At 53.0% G+C, this 26,181-nt stretch carries 21 protein-coding genes and 1 pseudogene; 16 read left to right on the top strand and 6 right to left on the bottom strand.

From position 1 onward, the window contains the following. Positions 1-654 carry a lipoyl(octanoyl) transferase LipB gene (gene lipB, locus HZS81_RS15565; protein ID WP_179931437.1) on the top strand — a complete coding sequence of 218 codons (654 nt, stop codon included), beginning with the start codon at positions 1-3 and terminating at the stop codon, positions 652-654. Positions 655-662: 8 nt separating this feature from the next. On the opposite strand, the gene lipA is transcribed toward lipB, so the two are convergent. After that, positions 663-1,718, bottom strand: coding sequence for a lipoyl synthase (lipA, locus tag HZS81_RS15560; protein ID WP_179931436.1), 1,056 nt, complete (start codon positions 1,716-1,718; stop codon positions 663-665). Positions 1,719-1,951: 233 nt separating this feature from the next. Between lipA and HZS81_RS15555 the strand changes: the two genes are divergently transcribed. From HZS81_RS15555 to HZS81_RS15530, 6 genes are all read left to right on the top strand, one after another. Next, entirely contained in the window at positions 1,952-4,366 is a 2,415-nt protein-coding gene (locus tag HZS81_RS15555; protein ID WP_179931435.1) for a DUF3141 domain-containing protein, read from the top strand. A gap of 303 nt (positions 4,367-4,669) precedes the next feature. Then, complete coding sequence (gene topA / locus HZS81_RS15550; protein WP_179931434.1) at positions 4,670-7,297, top strand: type I DNA topoisomerase; 2,628 nt, start codon at positions 4,670-4,672, stop codon at positions 7,295-7,297. Next, positions 7,294-7,755, top strand: a complete 462-nt coding sequence (locus HZS81_RS15545; RefSeq protein WP_179931433.1) for a DUF6586 family protein — start codon at positions 7,294-7,296, stop codon at positions 7,753-7,755. Before topA ends, HZS81_RS15545 begins: the two co-directional genes overlap by 4 nt. Positions 7,756-7,970: 215 nt before the next feature. Further along, positions 7,971-8,435, top strand: a complete 465-nt coding sequence (locus HZS81_RS15540; protein WP_179931432.1) for a 2-hydroxyacyl-CoA dehydratase — start codon at positions 7,971-7,973, stop codon at positions 8,433-8,435. Between the two features lie 24 nt (positions 8,436-8,459). After that, positions 8,460-9,098 (top strand): L,D-transpeptidase family protein, encoded by a 639-nt coding sequence (locus tag HZS81_RS15535; protein WP_179931431.1) that lies wholly within the window; start codon positions 8,460-8,462, stop codon positions 9,096-9,098. A 208-nt stretch (positions 9,099-9,306) separates the two neighbouring features. Next, the gene (locus HZS81_RS15530) at positions 9,307-9,570 is read left to right on the top strand and encodes an Lpp/OprI family alanine-zipper lipoprotein (protein ID WP_179931430.1); all 264 of its coding nucleotides are present in this window, start codon (positions 9,307-9,309) and stop codon (positions 9,568-9,570) included. A gap of 127 nt (positions 9,571-9,697) precedes the next feature. Here HZS81_RS15530 and HZS81_RS15525 read toward each other — a convergent pair whose 3' ends face one another. After that, positions 9,698-10,837 (bottom strand): L,D-transpeptidase family protein, encoded by a 1,140-nt coding sequence (locus HZS81_RS15525; RefSeq protein ID WP_179931429.1) that lies wholly within the window; start codon positions 10,835-10,837, stop codon positions 9,698-9,700. Further along, positions 10,834-14,283: a transcription-repair coupling factor gene (gene mfd, locus HZS81_RS15520; protein WP_179931428.1), complete on the bottom strand. Its 3,450-nt coding sequence runs from the start codon at positions 14,281-14,283 to the stop codon at positions 10,834-10,836. The genes HZS81_RS15525 and mfd overlap by 4 nt, the downstream gene beginning before the upstream one ends. Before the next feature lie 282 nt (positions 14,284-14,565). Here mfd and HZS81_RS15515 point away from each other — a divergent pair, with 282 nt between their 5' ends. The 9 genes from HZS81_RS15515 to sthA all read left to right on the top strand — a co-directional run bounded on the left by HZS81_RS15515 (position 14,566) and on the right by sthA (position 24,169). Next, positions 14,566-16,029 (top strand): glyceraldehyde-3-phosphate dehydrogenase, encoded by a 1,464-nt coding sequence (locus HZS81_RS15515; protein ID WP_179931427.1) that lies wholly within the window; start codon positions 14,566-14,568, stop codon positions 16,027-16,029. Positions 16,030-16,292: 263 nt separating this feature from the next. Continuing rightward, complete coding sequence (locus tag HZS81_RS15510; protein WP_179931426.1) at positions 16,293-17,642, top strand: Na(+)-translocating NADH-quinone reductase subunit A; 1,350 nt, start codon at positions 16,293-16,295, stop codon at positions 17,640-17,642. Continuing rightward, on the top strand, positions 17,642-18,868 hold the full coding sequence (locus tag HZS81_RS15505; protein ID WP_179931425.1) for an NADH:ubiquinone reductase (Na(+)-transporting) subunit B: 1,227 nt from the start codon (positions 17,642-17,644) through the stop codon (positions 18,866-18,868). Before HZS81_RS15510 ends, HZS81_RS15505 begins: the two co-directional genes overlap by 1 nt. Then, on the top strand, positions 18,868-19,686 hold the full coding sequence (locus HZS81_RS15500; protein WP_179931424.1) for a Na(+)-translocating NADH-quinone reductase subunit C: 819 nt from the start codon (positions 18,868-18,870) through the stop codon (positions 19,684-19,686). Before HZS81_RS15505 ends, HZS81_RS15500 begins: the two co-directional genes overlap by 1 nt. Positions 19,687-19,688: 2 nt before the next feature. Next, positions 19,689-20,357, top strand: a complete 669-nt coding sequence (locus HZS81_RS15495; protein ID WP_179931423.1) for an NADH:ubiquinone reductase (Na(+)-transporting) subunit D — start codon at positions 19,689-19,691, stop codon at positions 20,355-20,357. A 1-nt stretch (position 20,358) separates the two neighbouring features. Further along, entirely contained in the window at positions 20,359-20,976 is a 618-nt protein-coding gene (nqrE, locus tag HZS81_RS15490) for an NADH:ubiquinone reductase (Na(+)-transporting) subunit E (protein WP_179931422.1), read from the top strand. 69 nt (positions 20,977-21,045) lie between these two features. Further along, complete coding sequence (nqrF, locus tag HZS81_RS15485) at positions 21,046-22,278, top strand: NADH:ubiquinone reductase (Na(+)-transporting) subunit F (protein WP_179931421.1); 1,233 nt, start codon at positions 21,046-21,048, stop codon at positions 22,276-22,278. Positions 22,279-22,451: 173 nt separating this feature from the next. Then, the gene (gene nqrM, locus HZS81_RS15480; protein WP_179931420.1) at positions 22,452-22,712 is read left to right on the top strand and encodes a (Na+)-NQR maturation NqrM; all 261 of its coding nucleotides are present in this window, start codon (positions 22,452-22,454) and stop codon (positions 22,710-22,712) included. A gap of 56 nt (positions 22,713-22,768) precedes the next feature. Next, on the top strand, positions 22,769-24,169 hold the full coding sequence (gene sthA / locus HZS81_RS15475; RefSeq protein WP_179931419.1) for a Si-specific NAD(P)(+) transhydrogenase: 1,401 nt from the start codon (positions 22,769-22,771) through the stop codon (positions 24,167-24,169). Here the strand turns inward: sthA and HZS81_RS15470 are convergent. The 3 genes and pseudogenes from HZS81_RS15470 to HZS81_RS18110 form a co-directional block, all read right to left on the bottom strand. After that, on the bottom strand, positions 24,158-25,297 hold the full coding sequence (locus HZS81_RS15470; protein WP_179931418.1) for a GGDEF domain-containing protein: 1,140 nt from the start codon (positions 25,295-25,297) through the stop codon (positions 24,158-24,160). The two genes, sthA and HZS81_RS15470, sit on opposite strands and share 12 nt — an antisense overlap. A 59-nt stretch (positions 25,298-25,356) precedes the next feature. Continuing rightward, entirely contained in the window at positions 25,357-25,944 is a 588-nt protein-coding gene (locus HZS81_RS15465; protein ID WP_179931417.1) for a hypothetical protein, read from the bottom strand. 124 nt (positions 25,945-26,068) lie between these two features. Then, positions 26,069-26,181 (bottom strand): annotated as a pseudogene (locus HZS81_RS18110) (IS30 family transposase); the annotation flags it as partial.

Below are 26,181 nucleotides of genomic sequence, written 5' to 3'. Positions count from 1 at the left end.
ATGGCCGATGATTTGCCGCCCATTGAGCTTCATCGCCTAGGGAGACGCCCCTACCAGCCGGTGTGGGAAGCCATGCGCGAGTTGACCGATACCCGTGGTGTCGAAACACCGGATCAGTTTTGGCTGGTGGAGCACGAGCCGGTCTTTACTCAGGGGCAGGCAGGAAAGCCTGAGCACTTATTAATGCCGGGCGATATTCCCGTGGTACAGACCGACCGTGGTGGCCAAGTCACCTATCATGGCCCAGGCCAGGTAGTGCTATATCCGTTGCTGGATGTCAGACGCGCCAAGATGGGCGTGCGTGAACTCGTCACGGCGATTGAAAATGCCGTGATTGATGTGCTGGCAAGCTATCACGTTGTGGCGAAAGCGCGTCCGGATGCCCCTGGGGTATACGTTGAGGCGGCGGCAAGCGAGGCGAAAGTGGCGTCTTTGGGGCTTCGTATACGCCGAGGTGGAAGTTTTCACGGTGTGGCGCTCAACGTGGATGGCGATTTGTCGCCTTTCGCGCGTATCAACCCCTGTGGTTACGCCGGTATGGAAATGACACGGCTGGCGGATTTAACCGACCAGCCCGTCAATTGTGAAATGGTGGGCGAGCAGCTCGCGCAAGCGCTTGCGGCACGTATTGAGCGCCGCTTGAGTGCTTCCTAATCCAACCTTTAGCCCACGTGTTGCACAGGGATGCGATTCTCGTCTTTGCTTTGCTGGCCAGGGACTGCAGCCGGAGAGGCAAGGCCTAGGTTGTTTTTCTCGAAGACGCGATCAGCGCGGTAGCTAGAACGTACCAGCGGCCCGGAAGCAACTTCCATAAAGCCTTTTTCTAGCCCTAGTACGCGATAGCGATCGAACTCTTCGGGCGTTACGTAGCGCTCAACGGGTAGATGGTTTTTCGTTGGGCGCAAGTACTGCCCTAAAGTGACGATGTCGACGCCGATCTCACGCAACTCATCAAAGGTTTGCAGCACTTCGTCTTCTGTCTCGCCAAGCCCCAGCATTAAGCTCGTCTTGGTGAGTACATTGGGGCGGTGCTTTTTCGCGTGGGCGAGTACATCCAGGGTTTTACGGTAGCCTGCACGTGGGTCGCGCACGCGGCTGGTTAAGCGCTCAACGGTTTCAACGTTTTGTGCAAACACCTCAAGCCCTGAATCTACCACGCGCTCTATCGCGGTGGGCTCAGCATCGAAATCGGGCGTCAGTGCTTCAACGACGACTTCGGGCGTGTGCGTTTTAATAGCTCGAATGCAGTCAGCGTAGTGGGTGGCGCCACCGTCATCGAGGTCGTCGCGATCAACCGAGGTCAACACAATATAACGCAGCCCCATGAGCTTGACCGATTTGGCGGTGTTTTCCGGTTCTTCAGCGTCAAGCCAGCCCTTGGGGTTGCCAGTGTCGACTGCACAGAAGCGGCACGCCCGGGTGCATACCGAACCCATCAGCATGATCGTGGCGGTACCGTTGCTCCAACACTCGCCCATATTGGGGCAGTGGGACTCAGCACAGACAGTGCTCAAACGGTGGGTAGCCACGTTTTTCTTCACCGCCTCAAAGCGCTCGCCCCCGGGAATTTGGGCTCGCAGCCATTTGGGTTTACGTTCAAGTGATGGCGAATCGTCTTGGGTTTTGCCCTGCTTGATGCCATCCTTGATGACGGCCATGCCGTGTTCATTGCGGAATTTTGTGCCGCTAGACACGCGCTGCGAGGTGTTGTCGCTCATAAATGAGAGCCTCTACTGTGGATACGGGTCGGTTTCGACAGAGGTCTATAGCACGCAATGTAACATATTTGGGCAAAAACGGGACACAGCGCTTAAGAAGGCCGTAATGAAAGCAAGGTCAGCGATAAAATGCGATTCTTTATCGACGTTGTTGGTTGCGTGGCTTACACTATATTGCGTTGCAGCATAATAACTATCGGGTCCATTGTCTTTCGTGACCCAAGGGAGAATCTATGAACTTTCTCGCCAATCCTTCCGAGCTCGCCGAGAACTATCCCGGTGCATCTTTGCTTTCTACGGTATTTGACCCCTTTGGTTTTGGCCGTGCTGCTATAGATTACTGGCGTGATGGGTTTGAGCGCAGTGTGCTCTATTGGGATGTCATGCGTCAGCGTGGCAATCAGTATCTTGAACACATGGAGTGTACCAAACCCAGCGTATTAGGGTTTGAAACCGAAGTGTTGATGGACGGTCGGCAATTGCCACGCCCCACCAACTACGAATTGCTGCGCGTATTGCCCCCAGAGGGCGTAGAGATTGACGCACAAAAACGTCCCTTTGTGGTGGTTGATCCTCGTGCCGGTCATGGCCCTGGTATTGGGGGGTTCAAGCCCGATAGTGAGCTTGGGGTGGCGTTGCGTGCAGGACACCCCTGCTATTTTGTGGGCTTTCTGCCGTATCCCGTGCCGGGGCAGACGGTAGAGGACGTCGTTGAGTCAGAAATTGCCTTTTTGCGCTACATAGGCGAGTTACACGCCGACACCACAGAAAAGCCGATGGTAGTGGGGAACTGCCAAGCTGGCTGGCAAGTTATGATGGCAGCAGCGCTGGAGCCGGATCTTTTCGGCCCGATTCTGATTGCCGGTGCACCGCTTTCCTATTGGGCGGGCGAACGCGGTAAAGCGCCAATGCGCTACACCGGCGGCATGACCGGCGGCAGCTGGATCACCGAACTCACCAATGACATGGGTAACGGTCTTTTTGACGGTGCCTGGCTGGTGCAGAATTTCGAGCGCCTAAACCCCTCAAACACGTACTGGAAAAAACAATACAACCTGTTTGACAACATCGATACCGAAGCGCAGCGCTATCTTGAGTTTGAGCGCTGGTGGGGCGGCCATGTGCTGCTTGGCGGAGAAGAAATTCAGTATATCGTCAATAATCTTTTCATTGGCAACCGCCTCTCGACCGCGCAGCTGTTAACGAGTGATGGGCGTCGCATCGACCTGCGCAACGTGCGCTCACCGGTGGTTGTATTCTGCTCGCGTGGTGATGATATTACGCCACCGCCGCAGGCATTAGGCTGGATTCGTGATTTGTACGAAGGCGAAGAAGATATCATCGCCAACGAACAAACCATCGTTTACTGCCAACACGACACGACTGGCCACTTGGGTATCTTCGTTTCGGGTAGCGTTTCGCGCAAAGAGCACTCGGAATTCACGGCAAACATGGATTACATTGATGTGATGCCGCCAGGGTTATATGAAGCTAACATTACCAAGGCGGATGATCGCTCGGATGCCGAGTTTATTGAGCGCGATTACCTGCTGGAATTTGAGGCGCGCAACTTCGACGAGTTGGACCAAGAGGTTAAACACAGCTCAGAAGATGACCGTCGTTTTGCTACCGTGGCACGTTTATCTGAGATTAATTTAGGTTTCTACCGTTTGGCATTACAGCCGTGGCTGCAAGCGGTCACCTCGCCTGAGACCGCGCGTTGGGGGCGTCGCATGCACCCCATTCGTCTGCGCTATCGCCTGATGTCAGATCGTAACCCTCTCACCGTGCCGCTGCCGGTGATGGCGGAAATGGTTCGTGAAAATCGTCACCCAGTGGCGGAAGATAACCTCTTTAAAGCATTTGAAGGGATTGTTTCCGATCAGATTGTTTCGAGCCTAAACGCTGTGCGCGATTGGCGCGATAGCAGCATCGAGCGGATGTTCATGGACATTTACGGACAGCCCTTGCTTCAAGCTGCGGTGGGTCTGTTCGGTGATGCTAATATCCACCGCCGTCGCCCGGGGGCTTCTCCAGAGCATCGTCGCTTTATTGAGCAGCGCCAAGAAGAAATACGCGAGCGCGTTGCTGAGGGCGGTGAGCATGAGGCGGTAATGCGTGCCGTGATCTACGTGCTGGGCGGTGCGCCCGCCACCGATGAGCGTAACTTCAAGCGCTTACGGGCGACACGTGCCGAGCTAGAGCCAGGCAGAAATCTGTGTGACTTTAAGAAGCTGGTGCGTGAACAGTTCTTCACTCTTAAGCTTGACCGAGTGAAAGCGCTGGAGGCCTTGCCGCAGCTACTAAAAGGTCAAACCAACGAGCAAATTGATGGGCATATCGCACACTTGGAACATGTGTTTGCGGCTAGCGGAGATTTATCGGAGCGCGCAGCAGCACGCTTTGATCAAGTGAAGGCGCTGTTTGATCAGGCTCGCCCGGAAAAGCCGGTTGAGCCGACGCCGCAAGCGTCGCAACAAGAAGCGCCAAAGCAGGAAGCGTCGAAACCTGACGCACCTGCCCCGGCGGCCAAAACGTCAGCGGCTACGTCTCCGGCAAGTCAAGCGACAGCGACTCAGCCATCGACAGAGCAGAATAAGCCAGCTACTAACGCGCCGACGCGAAAGCGAACAACGCGCAAACGTTAAATGCTAATGCCCCACAACGCCCTGGCTTGAACGCCGGGGCGTTTTTGCATAGGGCTGGGTGTTTTGCAAAGGGGCAGAGGTTGCCGTTTAGTGTTGGGCAGTCTAGTGTCTAGCTTAGATTCTACCGTCAGCCGCTGATTTACCACATGAATCGGTAGGGCTGGCGCTTCGCCAAGGCGTGGGGTAGGGTAGGCGCATTTTTTCACGCACATGTTATCTGACTTATCATTGCGTGCCGATTATTGAAACGTTTTATTCAAAACGCCGCCTGAGTTAGCCGGCATATCATTTAAGTGGAGCACTATGGGCAAGTCACTGGTCATCGTCGAGTCGCCCGCCAAAGCGAAGACGATCAATAAATATCTCGGCAACGATTTCATCGTGAAGTCGAGCGTAGGTCACATTCGTGATCTGCCGACCAGCGGCTCGGGTAAGGCAGCCTCCGACCCTAAAGAGCGCGCTCGTCAAGCCGCCCTCACGCGCAAAATGTCAGCGGAAGAGAAAGCCGTCTACAAAAAGCGTAAAGCGCACGACCAGCTGATTCGGCGGATGGGTATCGACCCTACCAACGGCTGGGAGGCGAACTACGAGATTTTGCCCGGCAAAGAGAAAGTCGTTGCGGAGCTAAAAAAGCTGGCGGAAAAGGCCGACGCCGTCTATCTCGCGACGGATTTGGATCGCGAAGGGGAGGCGATTGCCTGGCACCTGCGCGAGACCATTGGCGGGGATAATGAGCGCTACAAGCGTGTCGTCTTTAATGAGATTACCCAAAACGCCATTCAAGACGCGTTCAAGGCGCCCGGGGCGCTTAATATCCCGCGTGTGGAGGCGCAGCAAGCGCGGCGCTTTCTCGACCGAGTGGTGGGTTTTATGCTTTCTCCACTGCTGTGGGCGAAAATCGCCCGGGGACTCTCCGCGGGGCGAGTGCAGTCAGTGGCGGTGCGTTTAATCGTCGAGCGCGAGCGCGAAATTCGCGCGTTTATCCCTGAAGAGTTTTGGGATGTCCATGCCGATCTTGCCACACCTGATGGCGAGCTTGTGCGCTTTGCCCTGGCGCGCCAAGACGGCAAAGCGTTCCGACCCACGTCGGAAAAAGAGACGCTGGAGCGCATTGCCGCGCTGAGAAAAGCCAACCTTGCGATCACCTCGCGCGAGGCTAAGCCAACCCGTTCAAAGCCTAATGCTCCCTTTATTACGTCAACGTTGCAGCAAGCGGCGAGTAGCCGTCTAGGGTTTTCCGTCAAGAAAACCATGACCATGGCGCAACGCTTATACGAAGCGGGTTACATCACCTATATGCGTACGGATTCCACCAACCTCTCTAAAGAGGCAGTGGAAAGCGCACGTGCGTTTATCGGTGAGGCGTATGGCGACCGCTACCTGCCTGAAGCACCCATTCGTTATAGCAGCAAAGAAAGCGCGCAAGAGGCGCACGAGGCGATTCGCCCTTCCAGCGTCGAGCGAAAAACCACTGAGCTAGTGAGTATGGAGCGCGATGCTGAGCGGCTTTACGAACTTATTTGGCGCCAGTTTGTTGCCTGCCAGATGACCCCGGCTGAGTATCTATCCACTACATTGAGTGTGGAAGTCGATGGCTATGAGCTGCGTGCTAAAGGCCGGGTGCTCAAGTTTGATGGTTTCACCCGCGTGATGAAACCGGCGGGGAAAAACGAAGACCAAAGCCTGCCCGATCTGCCGGAAGGGACGCCCATGGCGCTGGAAACCCTCGATCCGCAGCAGCACTTTACCAAGCCTCCGGCGCGTTATTCTGAGGCCGCGCTGGTTAAAGAGTTGGAAAAACAAGGCATTGGTCGCCCCTCGACGTATGCGTCGATCATTTCCACGATTCAGGATCGTGGTTACGTGAAGCTGGAAAATCGCCGTTTCTACGCTGAAAAACTGGGCGATATCGTTACCGAGCGTTTGAAAGAGTCCTTCCCCGATTTGATGGATTACTCGTTCACGGCGCGTATGGAAGATAGTTTAGATGAAGTCGCCGAAGGGGAGCGCAACTGGCAAGCGCTGCTGGATGCGTTCTACCAGGAGTTCCGTGAGGAGCTTGCTCAGGCCGAAAGTGAAGACGGTATGCGCCCTAATCAGCCGGTGCCAACGGATATCGACTGCCCAAGCTGTGGCCGTAAAATGCAGATTCGCACGGCATCCACCGGGGTCTTTTTAGGCTGCAGTGGTTATAACTTGCCGCCGAAAGAGCGCTGTAAAACCACGATTGACTTGATTCCCGGCGAAGAAGCGGTCGCATCCGACGCGGACGAAGAAGCCGAAACGGAAGCCTTACGCGCCAAACGCCGTTGCCCTAAATGCGGTACGGCGATGGATAATTATCTGATCGATGAAACGCGCAAGTTGCATATCTGCGGTAATAGCCCGGATTGTGACGGCTACGAAATTGAAACCGGTAAGTTCAAGATCAAAGGCTACGATGGCCCGGTCATCGAATGCGACAAGTGCGGCAGTGAAATGCAGCTTAAATCAGGCCGCTTTGGCAAGTACTTCGGTTGTACCAATAGCGAGTGTAAGAATACACGTAAGTTGCTGAAAAGCGGGGAAGTGGCGCCGCCGAAGATGGACCCGATCCCCATGCCTGAGCTTGAGTGCCAGAAAGTGGATGATCACTATGTGCTGCGTGATGGCGCCAGTGGCCTCTTCCTTGCGGCGAGTAAATTCCCTAAAAATCGTGAAACGCGTCCCCCGCTGGTGAAAGAGCTCAAGGCCCACGCTGATGAGCTACCGGAAAAGTATCATTTCATTCTTGATGCGCCCAGCGAGGATCCGGATGATCGTCCAGCGCAAATTCGTTTTTCGCGCAAAAATAAAGCGCAGTACGTCATGACCGACGAAAATGGTAAGGCCACCGGTTGGAAAGCGACGTATGAGAACGGTAAGTGGCATGTGGAGGACAAGCGAAAGTGACACCTCGCGCTCGGACGAACCAGCTGATTTATCAGGCTGAGCTTTTGATCACTACGCCGGTAGCGGACGATGAGGACGCTACTCCGCGCAAAATGGCACTTGAAGAGAGTGCACTTGCACTCATGGAGCTGGCGCTTGAGTCGCACCTCAAAGAGGTGACAGAACACGCCCGGCTTGCCGAGCATCGTTGGCCGCTTTTGCTGGCGGCCGATGGACCGGCCGTGGCTGAACTTCAGCGTCTTCGTGATCTTGCTGGCGACGGCGATTCCTGGCTCGGTTGGCTGGTCTTTCAGCTGGACCGTCTGCACAGTAACGAAGGCGCGGCGAAACGGCCGGTCCACAACCCTTCCATGATTGCGTTGGGCAGCCAGGTAGCCTTTGCCGATGAATTGCTTTTGTGTATCAAAAACGCTAAGGCTGAAATCGCCGCGCTGCGGGAAACCAGCGAAGAATGGTAATGAAAATAGTAGGGCTAACAATAGGGCTAAAGACATGCGCAGAAAGAAGACCGAAATGTGTCTTTATGCCTTACACCAATGGTTAGATAGCCAGGCAACGCGTTTTCCTCTACGCTGGCAGGCCAAAAATTTTACGTCGTGAAGCTTTTCCACGTCATTTGTAAAACTTATCGACTGCAAAAAACAAGACATCCTAGCTAACCAAGGAGAAGCGCATGCGCTACAACCAGGTAAAAGATCTGGTCGTTTGGGCCGCCGATTTTCACGCCCGTATGGCTCAGCAATTTAGTGACGCGGCAGAGGAAGCTAATTCTGAGCGGTTGAAGATGGCGCTGACTTATCTCTCTAGTCGAGAGTTGCGCATGAAAACGGGCTTGGAAGATATTTTCTCCGACGGTTCTGATCATCGCGATGTGTTGAACACGTGGTTTGATGATCCCACGGATTTTCCGCAACCGCCAAAGCTTGAAAAGTTGGTGGAAAGCGCCGACTACAACAGTGTTGATGTTGCCATGCAAACGGTGATTGAAGCCCATAAAACGCTTCAGGCGCTCTACGAGTACCGTTCTGATAAAGCGGCGATTGAGCCAGAAGAAGAGTTTTTCACTTCTTTAGCGCAAGGGCACGAAGCGGAAGTGCGGCTTATCGTGACAAGCCTTGAAGAGTTTACCGATCTTTAACGCTGACGCTTTGAGAGTAACAACATGCCGGTGAACCGACGCCAATTTCTCACTTACGCACTAGGGTTGCCAATATCGGCCTATATCTCTGGCGCTGTGGCGAATGTGTCAAACGACGGATCCGTTGAGCCTGACCTGATTGAAACGCTGATCTCGCGAGCGCATGTACCGCGACACAGCGATGAGGTTTGGGTCTTGATTGATGATAAAGAGGCATCCCTTAGCATTTATCGGGGTAATGCTCGGCTGGAGCGATTCGCCCCCGTGTCGCTTGGCCGGGCGGGAGCGAAAACCCAGCGTTTGCGTGGCAGCAATGTCACCCCGCTGGGGGAGTTTCGTATCAATCGGTTTAACTATGCGAGTAAGTGGCATATTTTTGTCGGTGTGGATTACCCCACCCCCGCGCATGCACGCATGGCGCTGGCAAACGGCGTGTATTCGCAACAGGATTACGATGATTACTTTGCCTATTACCGTCGTTACGGCGCTCCGCCACAAGATACAGTGTTAGGCGGGGCGATTGGTGTGCACGGTTTGGGAGATGCGGATCCCGATGTTCACGCTAAGTATCACTGGACGCAGGGATGCGTGGCGTTAACAAACACACAAATTGAGCGTATGGTGAAACTCGTCGATGTTGGCACAAGGGTAGTGATCCGCTAGGCTAATGTTGTTGAAGGATGTTCAGCTATTGAATAAGCAGCTATAGACAAACGTTGTGTTCTATAATAAAACAGCGTTTGACGCTTGTGCCTATCAGCACATGTGGCTGCAATGAACCTGCACCGCAGGTAGACAAGGTTAACGTTTCTCACTAAGCTTAACGTTGTCACCCTTAACGTAGTACCAAGGAAGACCCAAGGAGAACATTATGACTCTGAAGACGACTCTGAAGATGTCTGCCGCTGCCGCTTCACTGGCAATCTTGGCAGGTTGTGCTTCTACCAGCGCGCTGGAAGAAGTTCGCATGACGGCCGAATCTGCCCAGGCAGATGCTGCTGAAGCACGTAGCATGGCTTCTCAAGCACTGAACACTGCAAACCAAGCTCAGCGCGATGCGCGTGCTGCCATGCAGATGTCTGAGCAGAACCGTGAAGAAATGAACCGTATGTTTGAGCGTTCCATGCAGAAGTAATTCTGTTGGTTCACGCTTTAAGGCTTTGGCCTTATGCGGAGTCGCCTCGCTGATAAAGTGACAAGCGACGCAAAAAACCCTGCTTCGGCAGGGTTTTTTGTTTTCAGTAGGGAGTTATCGCGATGCGTCACGCATCGCTTTCCACCTTTGCGGTTGCCTCAAGCTTAAGGGCATCAAAGAGGTCGCCGTCCCATTCAAGAGGGGCGGGCTCTTTTTTCGGGGCTTGCGGGCCGAAAAGAGCAATCATATTTCCATCAGGTTGCTCGATGGCGTGTTTTATCTGGGCATAGTCCACCGTAATGTTGTCGCCTTCGGTTTTTTCCGATACTTGATTGAGCGCGTTAAGTAAGGGCTCAAAGCTATCCATGTTTTCTTCAAGCTGTGGAAACGACTGCACAAAGAGGGTGCCATCTTCCGCCCAGCCCGCTTTGAAGGGGGCGTCGATCAAGTTAACTTTTGTGCCGCTAGGTAGCCGCTCATAGAGCGATTCAATGTCTTCTGGGTACATGCGGATGCAGCCGCGACTGACTCGCATGCCGACGCCGTCAGGGCGGTTGGTGCCATGAATTAAGTAGCTGGGCATGTCCAACAAAATAGCGTGTTCACCCAGTGGGTTATCCGGCCCTGGTGGGACGATTTCGGGAGCCGGGTCGCCCCGTTCAGCGGCTTCTCGACGCATTGAGGCGGGCGGTGCCCAGGCGGGATCTTTGACCTTGATGGTGGTGCGGGTCACTCCGACCGGTGTGGCAAACTCTTCACGCCCCACGCTTACGGGGTAAGTTTCGACAATACCGGGGTTGTCAGCGGGGTAGTAGTAAAGACGCAGTTCCGAAAGGTTGATCACTACCCCCTCGCGCGGCACCGAGGGCAGAATATAGCGGCTGGGAATCACAACCTCGGTTCCTTTGCCAGGCACCCACAGGCTGACCTCTGGGTTGGCCATGCGGATTTCTTCAAAGCCAATGTTGTGGCGCCGGGCGATATCGATCAGCGTCTCTTCGTAATTTTCCACCGTGATGGTATAGCGCTCGCCAATCACATCTCCCGTTTCCGGCAGATGAAACTGTCCTCGGGGAAGTGAATTGGGGCGCTGAATAGTGGCTTCTCCCGCCACGATGTTGGCGCCTTCAAGGGCGGTGTCGGTAATCGTGCTGTGGCGTGTCTCTTCTCCATGCGAATCCGCGTAAAGGGGAGACGCTAACGTAGCCGTTAACAGGATAGAAAGTGCCGTGGGGAGCCGGCAGAGGAGGTTTGCGCTTATCGTCATGCGGCTTGTTCCTTTTGGTTAAGTTGGCTAAGGAGCGTTTCTAGCTGCTGAAAACGCTCTTCAGCGCTTGCCATGGGCAACTCGAAGCGCAGGGTATCGGCGCCTTCAAGGCGGTAGTGCTGTGGCGATTTCTGAATCAACGATACCAATGTCATCGGGTCTACCTGTGTCTGGGTGTCGAATAGGATTTTGCCGCGCGTTTCTCCGGCTTCTAGGCGGCTTATGCCTAATTGCTCCGCTCGCTGGCGCAGTTGCGTCTGGCGAATCAGGTTTTTCACCGGGGTAGGGAGTAGGCCAAAGCGATCGATTAACTCCACTTGCAGTTCCTTTAGCTCTGCACTGCTTTGCGTGTTGGCAATGCGCTTGTACATCACCAGGCGCTGCTGGACGTCATGAATGTAGTCGTCGGGAATGAGCGCAGGCAGGTTCAAGCTAATCTCTACGCCGGTATGAAACGGCGCGTCAATATTTGGCGTCTTGCCTGCACGAATGGCTTTAACGGCGCGGTCAAGCATTTCCATATAAAGTGTATAGCCAATGGTTTCCATTTGCCCGCTCTGTTCATCGCCTAAGAGCTCACCTGCACCACGGATCTCCATATCATGGCTGGCAAGGGTAAAGCCGGCGCCTAAATCATCAGAGGCGCTGATAGCTTCAAGACGCTTAACCGCATCGCGAGTCATTGCTTTGGGCGGTGGGGTAAGTAGGTAGGCGTATGCTTGGTGATGACTGCGGCCGACGCGGCCACGCAGTTGGTGCAGCTGGGCTAGGCCGAACCTGTCGGCACGCTCAATGATGACGGTGTTGGCACTGGGTACATCAATGCCGGTTTCGATGATGGTAGAACATACCAGGACATTGAAACGCCGGTGGTAAAAATCCGACATGACGCGTTCTAGGCTGCGCTCCGGTAACTGGCCATGGGCGACGGCGACACGCGCTTCGGGTACCAACTCGCGGACCTTCTCCGCTGCATTTTCGATGGTCTTCACTTCGTTATGTAAGAAGTAGACTTGGCCGCCGCGCAGAATTTCACGCAGTAACGCCTCTTTTATTACACCATCCGCGCGTTGTTGAACAAAGGTTTTTACCGATAAGCGCCTAGCGGGAGGGGTGGCAATGATGGATAGATCGCGAATACCACTCATTGCCATGTTGAGCGTGCGCGGAATAGGCGTGGCGGTGAGCGTGAGAATATCGATTTCAGCGCGCAAGGTCTTAAGCTTCTCTTTTTGAGAAACACCAAAGCGGTGCTCTTCGTCGATAATCAGCAGCCCCATCTTGGGGAGTTCGACGCTTTTCGAAAGAAGCTTATGGGTGCCAATGACAATATCCGTTTGACCACTTTTGATGTGGTCTAACGTTTCTTTCATGGCTTTGCCTTGAGTGAAGCGTGAAACGAGGCTGATATTGACGGCAGTATCGGCGAAGCGGTCGCGAAAGTTTTCAAAGTGTTGGCGTGCAAGCAAGGTGGTGGGGACCAGTACCACCACTTGGCGGCCCGATTGTACGGCTAAAAAAGCGGCGCGCATCGCGACTTCGGTTTTGCCAAAGCCAACGTCGCCACACACAACGCGATCCATAGGTTGTGGCGAGGTCATATCGTCAATAACCGCATCGATGGCGGCTTCTTGATCGGGGGTTTCCTCAAACGGGAAACTGGCCGCGAAACGGTCGTATTCTTCATCTGGAGACGTGTAAACCACACCTTCTTGGGCTTCACGGCGGGCGTAGATGTCCAGTAGCTCAGCGGCGGTGTCGCGAATTTTTTCTGCGGCTTTTTTGCGTGCCTTTTCCCACTGGTCGGAGCCGAGTTTATGCAGCGGGGCCAGCTCATCGTCTGCGCCGCTGTAGCGGGAGATAAGATGCAGGCTATCAACGGGAACATAGAGTTTGGCCCCGCCGGCGTATTCCAACGCAAGAAATTCGTTGGCCATGCCCCCCGCTTCCAGCGTTTCTAGCCCTAAGTAGCGGCCGACGCCGTGCGCCTGATGTACCACAGGCGCCCCTTTTTTAAGCTCCGAAAGGTGGCGTACGGCGAACTCGTTTTCGTCAGTGGCTTTCTCTCGCCGACGGCTTTGGCGCACGACATCGCCAAATAGCTCGGTTTCGGTAATCACCGCTAGGTTGGGCGTTTCGAGCCACAGCCCTTTATCGACTTGACCTTCCGCGATGGCAAACGGTAACTCGCTTTGGGTGAATTCGGAGAAACGATCGACATGGGGCAGTGAAAGAGAAAGCGGCGCGAGGATGTCTTCTAGCGCTTCACTGCGGCCACGTGATTCAGCAATGAACAGCACGCGGGTATCAGGGCTGTCTTGTAAAAAGGTTCTTAGCGCGGCCAAGGGTGCTTTGCTGCGCGCATTGATCGTGACATCGGGTAACGCTTTGGCGGCAAACTCATGCGCATGGCGCTGCTCGGGATTATCGGTCAGCTCAAGACGCGGGCGCTGCTTGATAGCGGCAAATATCTCATTAACCGGAAAAAATGCCCGGTGGGGCGGTAGCAACGGGCGAGTGGGGTCAACGCCTAAGTTAGCGTAGCGCGCTTCAATGGCTTCCCAGTGGTGCTCACCCGCCTCAAACACGCCGGGCAGCAATGCCACTTGAGTGGCGTCGGTAAGGTGCTCAAACAGTGAGGCGGTTTGTTCAAAGAAAAGCGGTAAATACTGTTCAAGGCCTGGAGACGGAATGCCTTTGATGGCGTCGTTATAGAGCGGGCATTGGCGAGGGTCAACGTCAAAAAGGGTCTCAAACTGCTCGCGAAAACAGGCAATGGCGCTACGGCTCAGTGAGTACTCGTGCGCGGGCAGAAGCTCAATGGCATCGACTTTGTCTGTGGAGCGTTGGGAGCCAGGGTCAAAGTAGCGCAGGGTGTCAATTTCGTCATCGAAAAGATCAATACGTATGGGAGCGTCCATGCCCATGGCGTATAGGTCGATTAACGCGCCGCGCATGGCGTACTCGCCAGGCTCGTATACGGTTTCTACCGCGCGGTAGCCGGCGCGCGAGAGCGATTCGCGCAGTGTTTCTCGATCAAGCGTGTCGCCGGTTTTGAGCGTCAAAACGCGTCCAGCGATGTAGTCAGTCGGTGGCAAGCGCTGCATCAATGTATTGATCGGCACAAGCACGATGCCGTGAACCCCATCTTGAAGCTCACGCAGCGTCCGCAGTCTGGCAGAAACGATGTCCTGATGCGGTGAAAAGCTATCGTAAGGCAGGGTCTCCCAGTCAGGAAAAGGGAGGACGGGAATGTCGCTATAAAATGCCAGCGCTTGCTCAAGCGCTTGGGCACTTGCCGTACTCGGCGTAATCACTAGCAAGGGCGTGGTGGTTGCCACTTGGGCGAGTGCGAGCGCATCGGCACTACCCGGTGGCGAAACCCAGTAGAGCGTATCGCGAGTGCCTTGCGGCTTGGGCGGTTCTAGTAGTGGAAAAGTCGGCATAATGTACGCATCGGTTGTGCAGAGGCAAAGCTTAATGATACACGATCAATCCCTCAGGCGATGGACCCATGGCGTTGATCAAGTGCTCATAGCTTCGCTTAATAGGCGGTATTACTCAGTGTGGCGCTGTTATGTAGTCAGTGACGTATTTATGTAATCTGCTTACAGCGGCTGCGACTATCCAGTGATTGCACGGTATGATGCCGAACGGGATAATGCGTTTACTTTCTTCACTCCTTTTCTTCATCCCTATTTCTTCTTCATTACCTAAAGAGGTCGCACGTGAGTCAGCAAACGCTCGAAAATGTTTTTCAAGAATGGCAAAGCAACGAAGCGCTGGCAGAGCAGATCATCCCGCTGGTAGGGCGTCTGTATCGCCAAAATAATGTCGTTGCGACCATGTTCGGACGTTCGCTGATCAGGCGGTCGGTCATTCGTATCCTCAAAGATCACCGCTTTGTGCGCAAAATTGAAGGCACAGAGCTCTCCGTGCAAGAGACTTTCTCTATCATTAAGGCCATGTGCGAGCTTAACCTTGGCCCCGCGCATGTTGATGTAGGGAAGCTTGCGGTCATGCTGAAAAAGCAGGGCGGGGGTGACGTTGAAGCTTTCTTGCGTAAAGAATTGCACGAAATTGTTGATGGTTATCAGCCGGGCGCTAGCACTGGTGAGCCGAAAGACGTGGTGCTTTATGGGTTTGGCCGCATCGGTCGCTTGCTAGCCCGCATTTTGGTCGAGAAAGCCGGTGGCGGTAGCCTTCTACGCCTACGCGCTATTGTTGTGCGCGGCCGAGGTGATGTGGCGAAAGATTTGGAAAAGCGGGCAAGCCTTCTACGCCGTGACTCGGTTCACGGGCCGTTTGAAGGTACGATTAGCGTGGATGTCGAGGCGCGTACGTTGATCGTTAACGGCAATGTGGTTCAGGTGATTTATGCGGATTCGCCCGCTGACGTGGATTACACTCAGTACAACATAGACAATGCCGTCGTGGTGGATAACACGGGTATGTGGCGCGACGAAGCGGGCCTGGGACAGCACTTGGAGTGCAAAGGGGCGTCTAAGGCGCTCTTAACCGCACCGGGTAAAGACAACATCAAAAACATTGTTTACGGCATTAATCACGACGATGTCACCGAGAACGATACAATTCTCTCGGCGGCTTCGTGCACCACCAACGCGATTGTGCCGGTGTTGAAAGTGCTCAATGACGAGTACGGCGTTGTAACAGGCCACGTTGAGACCGTTCACGCTTACACTAACGATCAGAACTTAATCGATAATTACCACAAAGGTGATCGTCGTGGTCGTAGCGCGGCGCTGAATATGGTGTTGACGGAAACAGGCGCAGCTAAAGCCGTGGCGAAAGCGCTGCCAGAGCTAGATGGCAAGCTGACCGGTAATGCGATCCGTGTGCCGACGCCGAACGTCTCCATGGCAATTCTCAATCTGACCTTGGATAAAGAGACGGACGCTGAAGCGCTTAACGAATACCTGCGCCGCATGTCGATCAATTCGGCTTATCAAAAGCAGATTGACTTTGTCGATTCACCGGAAGTGGTGTCGTCTGATTTTGTGGGCAATCGCCATGCCGGGATCGTTGACGCTAAAGCGACCATTGCCAATGGTAACCATGCCGTTGTTTACGTTTGGTACGACAACGAGTTCGGTTACAGCTGCCAAGTAGTGCGCATCCTGCAGCACATGTCTAATGTGAGCTTTTTAAAGCTACCTCGCGTCGAGAGCTAATTTGCCGATTTTTATTGTCTTTAACGCCACCTTCGGGTGGCGTTTGTCGTTGTGATAGCGCGATCTGGGTACGTCTATAGCACTTTTGGCGAGGGCTTGGGATGTGGTCTTTGGACGCGCTTATCTTTATAATGCGGTAGATTTTTGGGGTGGTTCGAGCATGTGCTTGAGCCCGACTGGTAATAATCTGAGCGAAAAATAAGAATTCGAATCCATTCGAACCCCTTATCTTCGTATATCCGATCCATCAACTGGGCGAGACTATGATCGAAGTCAACAAAGGCCTGGATCTCCCCATCACGGGAGCGCCCGAGCAGCGTATCGAAGATGCGCAGCCTGTGCGCCACGTGGCGATCCTGGGTACTGACTACGTTGGCATGAAGCCAACCATGGAAGTACAGGAAGGGGATAAGGTCAAACTAGGCCAACTGCTCTTCACCGACAAAAAAACCGAGGGTGTTCGCTTTACCGCCCCCGCTGCTGGTGAAGTGGTCGCTATTAACCGTGGCGAAAAGCGTCGTTTGCTGTCTGTGGTTATTAAGGTGGATGAGAGTGAAGAAGCCGTCTCTTTCACCACACATGATCGCTCTGCAATTGAGAGTTTAGAGCGCCAAACCGTGGTCGATCAGCTGGTAGAATCCGGCCTCTGGACGGCCCTTCGTACGCGTCCGTTTTCGCGCACACCTGCGATTGACAGCAAGCCGGCCGATATTTTCGTTACCGCTATCGATACGCATCCGTTAAGCCCGAATCCTGCCTTGATCATTAATGATAATGTGCAAGCGTTTGAAGATGGCTTAAAGGTATTGACGCGTCTTACCGAGGGTAAGGTGTATCTCTGTTCTGGCCCGGATAACAGCATTCCTGGCAGTAACATTAGCGGTGTTCAGGCGCAAACATTTTCAGGTCCACACCCCGCTGGCTTGGTGGGCACGCACATTCACTTCTTATCGCCCGTCGCGTTGCATAAAAAAGTGTGGCATATCGGCTATCAGGATGTGATTACCTTCGGCAAGCTCTTCACTGAAGGCAAGCTGGATGTCAATCGTGTGGTAGCGGTTGGTGGCCCGCGGGCACAAAATCCTCGCCTTCTGCGCACGCGTATCGGTGCCAGTACTGATGAACTTCTCCAAGGCGAGATTATCGAACCTGAAGACACTCGGGTCATTTCTGGATCCGTCTTCTCTGGGGCGGCTGCCGAAGGTAGTCTGACTTACCTAGGGCGTTTTCATAACCAATTCAGCCTACTTGAAGAAGGTAATAAGCGCTCTTTCATGGGTTGGTTATCACCGGGTGCGAATCGCCACTCTGTGCTCGGCATCTATATGTCTAAGTTCACGGGGCTGAACAACTATGCGCCGACGACATCTACCAATGGTTCTGAGCGCGCGATGGTGCCAGTAGGAGCTTATGAAAAGGTGATGCCGTTGGATATTATGCCGACACAGCTGCTGCGCACGCTTATCGTGGGTGACATTGAGGTTGGTATGCAACTTGGGTGTCTAGAACTCGACGAAGAGGATCTAGCACTATGTACTTACGTTTGCCCCGGCAAATATGAGTATGGCCCTATTCTGCGTGACAATCTCACCCTGATCGAGAAAGAGGCCTGATGATGGGTATTCGACAAACACTCGATAATCTCGAGCCGCACTTTCATAAAGGCGGCAAATACGAGAAGTTTTACGCGCTCTATGAAGCGGTAGATACGATTTTCTACTCTCCGCCTACTGTCGCGAAAACCACCGCCCACGTGCGTGACGGCATTGACCTTAAGCGCATTATGATCACCGTCTGGATGTGTACCTTCCCGGCGATGTTCTTCGGTATGTGGAATGCCGGTTGGCAGGCGAATACCGCGATTGAAGCGGGTTATGCGTCAATGGACGGCTGGCGTGAAGCGATCATGATGCTGCTCGCTTCTGGCCACGATGCCAGCAGCTTGTGGGCTAACTTCGTGCTCGGGGCTACCTACTTCCTGCCGATCTACTTAGTGACATTTATCGTCGGCGGCTTTTGGGAAGTGCTGTTTGCGATTAAGCGCGGCCACGAAGTCAACGAAGGTTTCTTTGTTACCTCTGTGTTATTCGCGCTGATTCTCCCGGCAACTATTCCGCTATGGCAGGTGGCGCTCGGGATCACCTTTGGTGTGGTAATCGGCAAAGAGATTTTTGGCGGCACAGGGAAAAACTTCCTCAACCCCGCGCTAACCGGCCGCGCGTTTTTGTACTTCGCGTACCCGGCGCAAATCTCTGGCGATGCCGTTTGGGTTGCAGCTGATGGCTACACTGGTGCAACTGCGCTTTCGATGGCTTTCCAAGACGGCATGAGCGCGCTTACTGAGGCGTACAGCTGGTGGGATGCCTTCTTAGGCTTTGTGCCTGGCTCTATTGGTGAAGTATCTACGCTGGCGATTTTAATCGGTGCGGTGGTGCTGATTTGGACGGGGATTGCTTCTTGGCGCATCATACTGGGTGTGTTCTTGGGTATGGTGGTGACCAGCACGCTGTTCAACTTGATCGGCTCCGACTCTAACCCGATGTTTGCTATGTCGTGGTATTGGCACTTGGTGGTTGGCGGCTTTGCGTTCGGTATGGTGTTTATGGCCACCGACCCGGTTTCTGCCTCAATGACGAACCAAGGGCGCTTAATTTTTGGCGCACTCATTGGCGTTATGACCGTCCTGATCCGCGTGGTAAACCCGGCCTTCCCAGAAGGCATCATGCTGGCAATTCTATTCGCCAACTTGTTTGCACCGCTGATCGACCATTTCTTTGTCCAGGCCAATATTAAACGTCGCCAAAAGCGTGTTGGCGTGCCGGCCGAGGAGACTGCCTAATGGCTCAAGGTAATAATTCGATCAAAAAGATCCTGATCGTGGCATTTGCACTCTGTATCGTGTGTTCTGTCATCGTGTCTACTGCAGCGGTGGCATTACGCCCCTTGCAGCAGATCAATCAGGAACTGGATCGCAAATCCAATATCCTTAACGTGGCTCAGTTGTATGAGCCGGGCATGGATGTTGAAGAGACATTCCAAGACGAAATTACCGCGCGCGTTGTCGATATGCGCACGGGTGAGTACACCGATGAGTTTGATCCGGATACCTTCAATCATTTTGAAGCGGCGCGTGATCCAGCTACCGGCCGTACTCTCTCAGGCGATAGAGATATCGCGGGACTCTCTCGTGTAGAAAACTATGCCACGGTGTATCTCGTAGGTAATCCCGATGACCCGGATCAAATTGTCTTGCCAATTCGTGGCCAAGGCCTTTGGGGGTTGATGCGTGGGTTCCTGTCAGTAGAAGGTGACGGTAATACGCTAATCAGTATCACCTATTACGAGCACAGCGAAACCCCGGGCCTAGGTGCTGAGGTTAACAACCCCCGCTGGCAAGCTCAGTGGGAAGGCAAAAAGATCTACGACCAAGAGGGCGATTTGACACCGGAGATTCATTTGACCAAGGGTGGTGCTGATAGTGAGCACGAAGTTGACGCCCTTTCCGGTGCCACCTTGACCAGTAACGGCGTGACAAACATGCTTCAGTTCTGGTTGAGCCCGGAAGGCTTCGGTGAGTACTTGGCGAAATTCCGCAGCGGAACTAGCCAAGAAGAAGCTCAAGAAGCCGACGTCGAACTCGAATCCGAAGGAGCCTAACCATGGCAGACGTCACTCCTAAAAGTGTCTTAACGGCACCAATCTTTCAAAACAACCCCATTGCGTTGCAGATTTTGGGGATTTGTTCTGCTCTCGCGGTTACGACCAGTTTGAGCGTGTCGATGGTAATGGCTTTGGCCGTTATCTTCGTTACGGCGTTCTCTAACCTGTTCGTCTCCCTGATTCGGAACCATATTCCATCGTCGATTCGTATCATCGTGCAAATGACGATCATCGCATCCTTGGTTATCGTGGTTGACCAGATTCTGAAGGCGTATGCTTATGAAATGTCCAAGCAGCTTTCAGTATTCGTTGGCCTGATCATTACCAACTGTATCGTGATGGGGCGTGCGGAAGGCTTCGCGATGTCCAACACGCCGGGTCTATCCTTCCTCGACGGTATTGGTAACGGCCTAGGCTACGGCTTTGTGCTGATGGTCGTTGGCTTTGTTCGCGAGCTATTGGGCTCGGGCAGTATCTTCGGCTTTACTGTGCTCCAAACCGTTCAAGAGGGTGGCTGGTACGTAACAAACGGCTTGTTGCTGTTGCCACCCTCTGCGTTCTTCATTATCGGCCTTATGATTTGGGTGATGCGCTCTATTGACACCGATCAGGTCGAAGAGAACGAGTTCAGGATGAAGGAAAATACCAAGCCGAAGGAGGCCGTGTAACATGGAACACTATCTAAGCCTTTTCGTTGCTTCGGTTTTCGTTGAGAACCTAGCGCTTGCCTTCTTCCTAGGCATGTGTACTTTTTTGGCGGTATCCAAAAAGGTCTCTTCTGCCTTTGGTCTGGGTATCGCGGTTATCGTAGTGCTAACGATCTCTGTGCCGGTAAACAACTTGGTTTACGGGTTACTGCTGGCAGAAGGCGCCCTTACGTGGACCGGCATCAATGGTGCTGAGAACATTGATCTATCGTTCCTAGGTCTTCTCAGCTATATCGGTGTTATTGCCGCGTTGGTGCAAATCTTGGAAATGTTCCTCGATAAGTATGTGCCTGCGCTTTATAACGCCTTGGGCGTATTCCTACCGCTGATTACCGTGAACTGCGCCATCTTGGGTGGTGTGCTCTTCATGGTTGAGCGTAACTATAATTTCGGCGAGTCCGTCGTCTATGGTTTCGGCTCTGGCGTTGGTTGGGCGCTAGCTATTACCGCCCTCGCAGGTATTCGTGAAAAGCTGAAGTATAGCGATGTGCCGGCAGGCCTTCAGGGCCTTGGCATCACTTTCATTACCGTAGGCTTGATGTCTTTGGGCTTCATGTCTTTCTCGGGCATTCAGCTTTAACGGAACGGTTTTCCCGGCGGCATTTAGCGCCGTCGGGGTAAAGAAAACCTTCAGCAATAGGAAACCGACATGGTTGATACATCTGTCATCTTGCTCGGTGTTGTCATGTTCACGATCATCGTTATTAGCTTAACGGCGATTATCCTGGCAGCGCGTAGCAAGCTAGTGAGTAGCGGGGACGTTACCATTGAAGTCAATGGTGACCCGGAACATACCTTGAGCACTCAAGCCGGCGGCAAGCTTCTGAATACGTTGGCAGCAAACGGGATTTTCTTGTCGTCTGCCTGCGGCGGCGGCGGTTCATGCGCTCAGTGCAAATGCCGCGTAGAAGAGGGTGGTGGGTCTATCCTGCCCACGGAAGAGTCGCATTTCACCATGCGCGAAAAAAAGCAGGGCTGGCGCCTTTCTTGCCAAGTGCCGGTGAAGCAAGACATGAAAATCGAAGTCCCGGAAGAGGTCTTCGGGGTGAAGAAGTGGGAGTGTGAGGTTATTGATAACCCCAACGTTGCCACCTTCATCAAAGAACTGAACCTTAAACTACCAGAAGGTGAGGAAGTCGACTTCCGTGCCGGTGGTTATGTTCAGCTTGTCGCACCGCCTTACGATATTAAGTTCTCCGACTTTGATATTGAAGAAGAATACCGTGGTGACTGGGAGAAGTTCGGCCTATTTGATGTCTCCCACAAGAATGACGAAGAAGTCATTCGGGCTTATTCGATGGCGAACTACCCGGAAGAGAGGGGTATTCTAAAGTTCAATATCCGTATTGCCACGCCGCCTCCCGGTACGAGTCATCCGCCGGGCTTAATGTCGACCTATGTCTTTAATCTGAAACCGGGCGACAAAGTGACGGTAATGGGGCCGTTCGGCGAGTTCTTCGCGAGAGACACTGATGCGGAAATGATCTTCATTGGTGGTGGTGCCGGTATGGCGCCGATGCGTAGCCATATCTTTGACCAGCTCAAGCGTCTGGAAACAGATCGTAAAATCTCGTTTTGGTACGGTGCGCGCTCTTGGCGTGAAACCTTCTACAACGAAGAATACGACAAGCTGGCCGAAGAGTTCCCTAACTTTGAATGGCATTTGGCGCTGTCTGATCCGCAACCCGAAGATAACTGGGAAGGTCCGACAGGCTTCATTCACAACGTACTGTACGAAAAATACCTGAAGGACCACCCGGCCCCTGAGGATTGTGAGTACTACATGTGTGGACCGCCCATGATGAACGCCTCAACGATTAAGTTGCTGCTTGATCTTGGGGTTGAGCCGGAAAACATCCTCTTGGATGACTTCGGTGGGTAAGCCTATTCGGTAGGTGATGACGGGGCTAGCCATTCGGCTAGCCCCGTTTTTTATTTACCCCGTCACCCCGCTTAACGATAATGGCACTTAACGTCCCTATGACTGTCATGTGTGTAGGTGACGAATGTTTTGAATCCAACGCGTGATACAGCGATTTTAGTGAGGTATTCATCATGACGATGTGGCTACTGGTTCTGGGGTTTATGCTTTTGGTGATGGCCGCGATGGCCGTGGGCGTTATCATGGGGCGTAAGCCTATTGCGGGCTCCTGCGGGGGATTGAATCAAATTGGTATGAAGGATGGTTGCGACATTTGCGGTGGCAAGGACGAAGTGTGCGAAGAAGAAAATCGCAAGCGCCGTGGGGTGAGCACACGTCGGCGTAGCGATGAGAGCCGTGGGGCTGATTTAGGTTACGATGCCACGCGTCGCTAATTTGGCAGGCAGCAGCGCTTCATCGCCGTAACACACAATAGGAGATGCAAAAACGTATGGCGGTTCACAACTATGATGTCGTGGTAATTGGTACTGGTCCTGCCGGTGAAAGTGCCGCGATTAATGCGGCTAAACACGGCATGCGTGTTGCCGTTGTAGAGAAGCAAGCCCAAGTAGGAGGTAACTGCACTCACTGGGGAACCATTCCTTCAAAAGCGCTGCGGCATCAAGTCAAGCAGATCATGGCGTTCAATACCAACCGCATGTTTCGCGACATTGGTGAGCCACGCTGGTTCTCATTTCCTAAGGTGATGGAGCGCTCTCGTAGCACCATTGATCAGCAAGTAGAGATGCGCACAACGTTCTACGCGCGTAACCGCATCGACCTTTTTCATGGAATGGCGCGGTTTAAAGATGAACACACGGTAGTGGTCAGGGATCGCCAAGAAGGCGTGGAAGAGTTAATCGCAAAAAAAATCGTGATCGCGACGGGGTCTCGCCCATATCGCCCAGCCGATATTAACTTCCGCCATCCGCGCATCTACTGTTCGGATACGATTTTAAGCCTGTCCCATACGCCCCGCACGTTAATAATCTTTGGCGCGGGTGTCATTGGCTGCGAATACGCATCGATTTTTTCCGGCTTAGGCGTCAAGGTTGATTTAATTAACAATCGCGATAGTTTGCTGTCTTTTTTGGATGACGAAATAAGCGACGCGCTCTCGTACCACTTACGTAAACACGGTGTGTTAATTCGTCAAAATGAAGAATACGAGAGCGTGGAAGGGAGCGAGTCGGGTGTGGTCGTCCATCTGAAATCAGGCAAGAAGATGCGAGCTGATGCCTTTTTATGGGCGAACGGGCGTACCGGTAATACCGATAGCCTGGGGTTAGAAAATATTGGCCTTGAGGTTAATGGACGCGGGCAGCTCAGCGTTGATGAGCATTATCGGACAACACTGCCGCATATTTATGCTGCAGGCGATGTGATCGGTTGGCCGAGCCTTGCCAGTGCTGCCTATGATCAGGGGCTGAACTCGTGTAATGAGCTTCTTGATAAACCTTATCGCTTTGTATCCGACGTGCCGACGGGTATCTATACGATTCCCGAAATCAGCTCGTTTGGCCCTAATGAGCGAGAGTTAACGGAAGCCAAAGTGCCTTATGAAGTGGCGCAGGCATTTTTCAAAGACACCGCGAGGGCGCAAATAACGGGGGATACGGTGGGCATGTTGAAAATTCTGTTCCACCAAGACACGTTGGAGATCCTGGGTATTCACTGTTTTGGCGACCAAGCCTCTGAAATTGTGCATATCGGCCAAGCGATTATGCAGCAAAAGGGTAGTGCTAATACGCTAGAGTATTTCGTCAATACCACGTTTAACTACCCCACCATGGCAGAAGCGTATCGCGTTGCGGCACAAAACGGGCTTAACCGCGTTTTTTTAACCGGTTAGCGTATTAAATGACTGTTGGTGAGTATCGTTCGGTTGGCTTGCTGGAAATGGATAGGATGGATGGATGCTCTCAACCCTATCCCTGCCTAAGGCTTTGGCTTGGTATAACGCTTGGTCGGCCAGTGAGTAGAGCTGCTCAAAACTATGCATACCGTCGATGGATGTGGTGACTCCAATGCTCACTGTTTGTTGAAAAGGTGTATTCAAATGGGAAAGTGGTTCGAGCGCAATGGCATGACGAATACGCTCGGCGACGCTTTCAGCGTCATTTACCGTCGTATTGGGCATTAACAAACAAAATTCTTCTCCGCCAATACGCGCCACGATATCCGTCGCTCGGCTGATTCTGCGTAGTTGTTGGCTTACCTTGCGCAGTACATCATCACCACATGGGTGGCCGTAAGTGTCGTTAACGTGCTTGAAGTAGTCTAAATCAAGAAGTAATAGGCTAAGCGGCTGCTGGTGGCGTTTAGCGTCGTTTAATTCTCTTGAGGCAGCGTCAACTAAATGGCGACGGTTGTAAAGCCCGGTTAGCTCGTCGGTTAACATAAGCATTTTTAATGTGTTGCGTTGACTTTGCAGGCGCAAGACGGCGGCCAGTAGCGCTAGCGCAATTAGCATTACCGTAACGACAAGTCCGGTAACAGCCCATGATAAACGCTGCATTATCAAACGTTGCCGACCTGCAGCACTATGTACGGCCGTATTAAGCTCGCTATATGCCCATGCCATAGTGGCCTCAATATCCATGGATAATCGCTGAAGTTCAGGCAGTAGGGAGCGGTCTACTAACGCTGCCTTGGCTCGCTCCTCAAGCTCTAATAGCTGCTTACTAAGAAGCGCGAAATCTTCTTCAAGGTAAGCGGTATCACGGTGTAACTGGGGGTGCTGATTTAATCCATGACGGACATGATCTAAATATTTCTCAGAAAGCCACAGTGTGTGATGAATCTGACCTAAGTGTAGGAGAATAGGCTCGTCAATAAAGCTTTCCAGGGCGTGATCAAGCTGCGGTGTCGTTTGTTGTGCTCGCACAATATCGCCAACAAGAGCGGTGTAATCTGTACCTAGCTGCTGGCGCGCAGTGTATACGTAATAGCCCACCAGTAGTGACGTGCCTATGGCCATAACGGCAACAAGAGTCGCAACTCTCCACATCCTAGGAGTAAGCGTTTTTGTTAGGATGTTCATTGGTAGCGCATCTCCCGGATTGACCAAATCCAGCGTGTGTGAGGAGAAGTGCCTCTGAGCACACTTTCGGCGTCAGCAGGAACGATGAGAAAAAGAGGGCCAAGGTGTTGACGCTTAAGAGGCTTCCCATTAAAGCGTGTCACCATAAAATAGCGCCGTTTTTCGCGCTCAGCGGGGCTCAGGAAAATGGTGTAATCGTCATGGGCAATAAAACGGATGCGTGTGTCTATTGGGATGCCTTGCTGGGTAAGGAGGGCATCGAGCCATACCCCAGTAAAGCGTCCCTCAAGCCCTTCGGGATGTTCGAGTGCTACATCATAGAGGGGGAGTGTTTCGATATCGGCCAGTGAAAGCCAGCGGTGATCTTGGTAGTGGGTAATTTGCAGGGTTAATGAATGATCGTCGCTGGGTGTCTCTTGACTAGGAACGGGAGTTGCCGCGTAGGCGATGGTTGCAAGGCTTCCCAACAGGGCTATGAGCAAAGCTTGCGACCACCGCCAAGTGTGATGGCGGTGGACGGTGTTTCGCTTTGCTTGCCCGCGTTTAGCTATCGCTACCGCGTGGGTCGGAAACCATGCCTGCATAACGTGCCCCGCGTGTGCCACGCTGATTGTTTGTCATAACAAGATATTCTAACTAAAGCAAAAATATACTTAACTTTCCATCATAAAATTTAGTTATTTTCTCGCCGGTGTTAATCTCCTGAATTCAACTAATAAGTGCAGCACCCGCGGTTTCTAGTGCTCCTGAATATTCTCCTAAGAACACCTGGGCTGGGGTTCGGTATCCCAGCCGCTTTCTGGGTCTATCGTTCAGCTTGT

Origin of the sequence: Vreelandella salicampi (genome assembly GCF_013415105.1) — a bacterium.
Classification (GTDB): domain Bacteria; phylum Pseudomonadota; class Gammaproteobacteria; order Pseudomonadales; family Halomonadaceae; genus Vreelandella; species Vreelandella salicampi.
This window is presented reverse-complemented; position numbering and strand designations above follow the sequence as displayed.